Annotated in this window: 6 protein-coding genes; 1 reads left to right on the top strand and 5 read right to left on the bottom strand. The window is 71.4% G+C overall.

The window, feature by feature from the left end:
- The 5 genes from QH283_RS27895 to QH283_RS27875 form a co-directional block, all read right to left on the bottom strand.
- The coding region (locus tag QH283_RS27895; RefSeq protein WP_280505903.1) for an arsenate reductase ArsC at positions 1–586 on the bottom strand (586 nt) is incomplete at its 3' end.
- Entirely contained in the window at positions 568–999 is a 432-nt protein-coding gene (locus QH283_RS27890) for a low molecular weight phosphatase family protein (RefSeq protein WP_280505904.1), read from the bottom strand. The genes QH283_RS27890 and QH283_RS27895, both read right to left, overlap by 19 nt.
- 20 nt (positions 1,000–1,019) lie before the next feature.
- Complete coding sequence (gene arsB / locus QH283_RS27885) at positions 1,020–2,120, bottom strand: ACR3 family arsenite efflux transporter (protein WP_280505902.1); 1,101 nt, start codon at positions 2,118–2,120, stop codon at positions 1,020–1,022.
- Entirely contained in the window at positions 2,117–2,497 is a 381-nt protein-coding gene (locus tag QH283_RS27880) for an ArsR/SmtB family transcription factor (RefSeq protein ID WP_280505901.1), read from the bottom strand. Before QH283_RS27880 ends, arsB begins: the two co-directional genes overlap by 4 nt.
- A gap of 100 nt (positions 2,498–2,597) precedes the next feature.
- Positions 2,598–3,419, bottom strand: coding sequence for a helix-turn-helix domain-containing GNAT family N-acetyltransferase (locus QH283_RS27875; protein WP_280505900.1), 822 nt, complete (start codon positions 3,417–3,419; stop codon positions 2,598–2,600).
- Positions 3,420–3,538: 119 nt separating this feature from the next.
- Here QH283_RS27875 and QH283_RS27870 point away from each other — a divergent pair, with 119 nt between their 5' ends.
- A complete protein-coding gene (locus QH283_RS27870; RefSeq protein ID WP_280505899.1) occupies positions 3,539–4,924 on the top strand; it encodes an NAD(P)-binding domain-containing protein in 1,386 nt (461 codons plus the stop codon).
- The last annotated feature ends 235 nt before the right edge of the window (positions 4,925–5,159 follow it).

Here is a 5,159-nt window from a genome sequence, read left to right as displayed (position 1 = left end):
TGAGGTCGGCGGGGTCGTCGAGGGTCCATTCCTCGTAGCGGCGGCCGGGGTAGAGGGGGCAGGCGTCGCCGCAGCCCATGGTGATGACGACGTCGGCGGCTTGGATGATTTCCTCGGTCCAGGGTTTGGGGAATTCGCCGGTGATGTCGATGCCGACTTCGGCCATGGCTTCGACGGTGGCGGGGTTGATCTGGTCGCCTGGTTCGCTGCCGCCGGACCAGGCCACGGCGTGGGTGCCGGCGAGGTGGGTGAAGAATCCGAGGGCCATCTGGGAGCGGCCGGCGTTGTGGGTGCACAGGAACAGCACGGTCGGGGTGCCGGTGTGGGCCTTGCCTTCCACCTTCGCGAGGGCGTGCAGGCGCTGGCGGGCGAAGCGTTCGGCCAGTAGCGGCAGATAGTTGATGACGGTGGCGCGGCCGGCGAACTGGTCGTAGGAGGTGTGCAGGAACCGTTCGATGGTTTCGATGCCGAACACGCCGTCGAATTCGCGGCCCAGGCGGGTCGCGGCGGTCGCGAGGGCGACCTTTTGGTCGACGGTGAGGTCTTCGCGCAGGTAGCGGGCGTGGGCTACGGGGCTGTCGGACATGGCTTCTCCGTCGGCTGGTGGTGGGTGGCGATCAGTTCGGTGAGCAGCGCGCGGACGCGGGCGGTGATGTCCTCGCGGATCAGGCGCATGCGTTCGATGCCCTCGATCCCGCGAGTGGAGGGTTCGTCGGTGTCCCAGCGGATCAGCCGCGGACCGGATGGCAGGTCGAGTTCGGCTTCGCGGCCGAGCACGACCACGACGTCGGCGTGCGCGGCGACGGCCGGGTCGAGGAGTTTCGGGTGTTCACCCTCCACGCTGGCGCCCACCTCGTCGAGCACCTGCACCGAGAGGGGGTTGAGTCCTGCACCGGGGTCGGTGCCCGCCGAGTGGACCCGGACCAGGCCGGGGCCGGCTTGGCGCATGAGCGCGGCGGCCATCTGGGACTTGCCGCTGTTGCGCACGCAGACGAACATCACCGACGGGATCGTGGCGGTCACGCCCGCACGCTCCCTTCGACGGGGTTGGCGGTGTCGGTACGGAACCGTTTGCGCAGGGCGAGGGAGACATAGACCAGTGCGACGAGGACAGGGACTTCGATGAGGGGACCGACGACGCCTGCGAGGGCTTGGCCGGAGGTAGCGCCGTAGGTGGCGATCGCGACGGCGATGGCGAGTTCGAAGTTGTTGCCCGCGGCGGTGAACGCCAGCGTGGTGGTGCGGGCGTAGCCGAGACCGATCGCGGCGCCGAGGGCGTAGCCGCCACCCCACATGATCGCGAAGTACGCCAGCAGCGGGACCGCGATGCGGACCACATCGAGGGGCTGGGAGGTGATGCGGTCGCCTTGCAGGGCGAACAGGATCACGATAGTGAACAGCAGCCCGTAGAGCGCCCACGGCCCGATCGTGGGAAGTAGTCGGGTCTCGTACCAGTCGCGGCCTTTGGCGCGTTCACCGAAGCGGCGGGTGAGGTAGCCGGCGAGCAGGGGGACGCCGAGGAAGATCAGTACCGATTTAGCGATCTGCCACGGGGAGGCTTCGATGGTGGCCCGCTCGAGGCCGAGCCAGCCGGGCAGGACGGAGAGGTAGAACCAGCCGAGTACGGCGAACATGATGACCTGGAAGACCGAGTTCAGGGCGACGAGCACGGCGGCGGCTTCGCGGTCACCGCACGCGAGGTCGTTCCAGATGATGACCATGGCGATGCAGCGGGCCAGGCCGACGATGATCAGCCCGGTCCGGTATTCGGGCAGGTCGGGCAGGAAGATCCAGGCGAGGGCGAACATCAGCGCGGGGCCGAGAAGCCAGTTCAGTACCAGTGAGCCGAGCAGGAGTTTGCGGTCGCCGGTGACCGTGTCGAGGCGGTCGTAGCGGACCTTGGCCAGCACCGGATACATCATGATCAGCAGGCCGATCGCGATGGGCAGGGAGATGCCGTCGATCTCGATCGCGCTCAGGCCGTCGCCCAGGCCGGGGATGAGCCGCCCGAGCAGCAGCCCGGCGGCCATGGCGACGCCGATCCAGACGGGCAGGAACCGGTCGAGGGTGGACAGCTTGCCGACGACCGCGGCCTCGGGTGCGGGAGTGGTGGCGGTCATGCCGGCACCGCCTCACCGGCGCCGGTGGTGTGGGCGTCGAGGATTTCGGCGATCCGGGCCATCGCCGCGGGGACGACGCGGTAGTACACCCAGGAGGCGCGGCGCTCGGATTCGAGCAGCCCGGCCTCACGCAGCACCTTCAGGTGATGGGAGATCGTCGGCTGGGACACCTCCACTCCGGCGGAGATGTCGCACACGCACGCCTCTTGCCCGGCGCGGGAGGCGATGGAGCTGAGCAGCTGCAGCCGCACCGGGTCCGACAGCGCTCGAAATACACTGGCGAGCTCGATCGCGGCGGCGGGGGTGAGGGGTTCGCGCACGAGCGGCGCGGCGGTACACGCCTGGATCGGGGTGATCGGTAGCGGCTGTTTCGACATACATCGATATTGACTGGTATCGAACCCGTCGGGCAAGCGAACATCCGGTGAACACCCCCGGCGTGACCGGGCAGCGAGGTCAGTTGACGGGGCTGCGGGGTCAGTTGACGGGGCTGCGGCGTTCCAGCAGTACGACGTCGTGCCAGGTGCCGTCGATGTCGATCAGGCGCTCACGCACCCCGACGGTGCGGTAGCCGGCGGAGTGGTGCAGGGCGAGCCCAGCGCGGTCGGCGGGCAGGACTCCGGTGCTCAGTGTCCGTAGCCCGGCCCCGTCGGCGGCGATGACCAGCGAGCGGATCAGCCCTTTGCCGACACCGCGGCCGCGCTGGTCCTCGGCGACGAACACCGCGCTTTCGGCGATCCCGTCGTCGAAGGGGCCGAACGGGGGGCGCGACAACGCGGCCCACCCGGCGATGCGGCCCTCGCGCTCGGCGACCCAGCGGTGCTCGGGCAGCCAGTCCTGGGTCGCGGTGGGCCCGCCCAGGCGCGCGACGACGGGCAGGTCGGCGTCGGTCATCTCGCGCACGGTGACGTCGGCGGGCACGTCGGACGGGCAGCAGGGGCGCTGGCCGAGTGCGCCCATGACCGCGTCGGCGGCATGCGGCAGGCCGGTGCAGCAGGCGGGATTGATCGCGACCACGCTGGCGGTGCCATGCTTGGACACGCTCACGAACCCGACCTCGGCGAGCTTGCGCACGTGGTGGGACACGGTGGGCTGCCCGACCCCGAGCGCCTCGGCGAGTTCGCCGATCGTGGTCCCGCCCGGGCGGGCGGCGACCTGGTGTAGCAGCCGCACCCGGGTCGGGTCGGCCAGGCACGCGAACCAGGCCGCATACGTGCTCGCCTCGGCGACCGGTAGGGGCTCCACCTCGGCGCGCGCGGCTCCGGCGTCGCGGACGGCGGGCATGTCGAGGGAGGTCATGGCTTCACGGTACCCGGAACCCCTCGCTTTATCGATGCCTGTCGATGGTTGCTTTCATCGACGCCGGTCGATACAGTCGCGTCCATAAATCGATGACCGTCGATGAATGGAGAGATGTGATGAGCAACGACGATCTGCCCGTGATCGTGATCGGAGCCGGCCCCACCGGGCTGGCCGCCGCCGCCGAGCTGGCCGAGCGCGGCCTGGCCCCGCTGGTTCTCGAACGCAGTGACACCGCTGGTGCCGCGGTCGGCGAGTGGAATCATGTGCGGCTGTTCTCCAGGTGGGGCGAGTTGATCGCCCCGGCCGCGGCCCGGCTCCTCGAGCCCACCGGCTGGAGCGCACCGGATGCCGAGGCCTACCCGACCGGGCAGGACTGGCAGCGCGATTACCTGACACCGCTGGCGGCCGCGCTGGGGGACGGTGTGGTGCGCACCGGGGCCGAGGTTGTCGGCGTGGCCCGCCGAGGCCGCGACCGGGTGGTCGACACCGGGCGGGAGAGTGAGCCGTTCACCGTCCACGTGCGCCGTGGCGACGGTGGCGAGGAGCGGATCACCGCGCGGGCGGTCATCGACGCCTCCGGCACCTGGGGTGCGCCGAACCCGCTGGGCGGCGACGGGCTGCCCGCCCTCGGCGAGACCGCCACCGAGGCGGCCGGGGTGCTCGGCTACCGGGTGCCGGACCTGGATGACCCCGCCATCGCCGCGCGCTACGCCGGGGCGCACACCGTGATCGCCGGGAGCGGGCACTCGGCGCTCACCGCGATCGTGGCCCTGGCCGGGCTCGCGCAGACCGAGCCGGGCACCCGCCTGACGTGGGTGTTGCGGCGTGGGGAGATCGGTACCACCTTCGGCGGCGGTGACGCCGACGAGCTGCCCGCCCGTGGTGCTCTGGGCGAGCGTGCGCGCCGTGCGGTCGAGGCGGGACTGCTGCGCGTGGTGACCGGATTCCGCACTGCCGCGATCGAACCCGGAAGCAACGGGCGGGTGGATCTGGTCGCGGACTCCGGGGCTCGCATCGGTGAGGTGGACCGGGTCGTCGCGGTGACCGGGTTCCGCCCGGAGCTGTCGTGGCTGTCGGAGATCCGGTTGGAGCTGGATCCGGCGTTGCAGGCGCCGGTGCGGTTGGCGCCACTGATCGACCCGAACGTGCATTCCTGCGGCACGGTCTACCCGCACGGTGTCCTCGAGCTGGCCCATCCGGAGCCGGGGTTCTACTCCGCGGGGATGAAGAGCTACGGGCGCGCCCCGACCTTCCTGGCCATGACGGGCTACGAGCAGGTCCGCTCCATCGCCGCCGAACTCGCCGGAGACCACGAAGCCGCCCGCCGGGTCGAGCTCACCCTGCCCGAGACCGGCGTCTGCGGCGGCGCCGGAGTGTTCGACGACCCCAACGCCGACACCGACACCGCCGGGGGCGGCTGCTGCGGCGCTCCCGCAAACTCCACCGAAAGTATTGCGCCGCAGTTGATCACGCTGGCCGCGCCCGGCACGCGCGGCGCGTGAGCACCACCGACACCGCACCCGCGGCGGCCGGGTTGGGTGGGCCCGGGCGGCGGGGGGGGGGGGTGGGGGGGGGGGCGGCCCCGGTGCCCCGCGGTCTTGGTCGTGGCGGTCGACGCCGGCTGTGACCGGTGGCGGGGGGGCGGGCCAGGGCCCGCGCAGCCCGAACCAGTGCGCCGGGATCGTGACCGCTGCGAGGATCGCGGCGAGTAGGAGGTAGGTGGTGCGCCAGCCGGTG

This window comes from Nocardia farcinica (assembly GCF_029867845.1).
Classification (GTDB): Bacteria; Actinomycetota; Actinomycetes; order Mycobacteriales; family Mycobacteriaceae; genus Nocardia; species Nocardia farcinica_A.
This window is presented reverse-complemented; position numbering and strand designations above follow the sequence as displayed.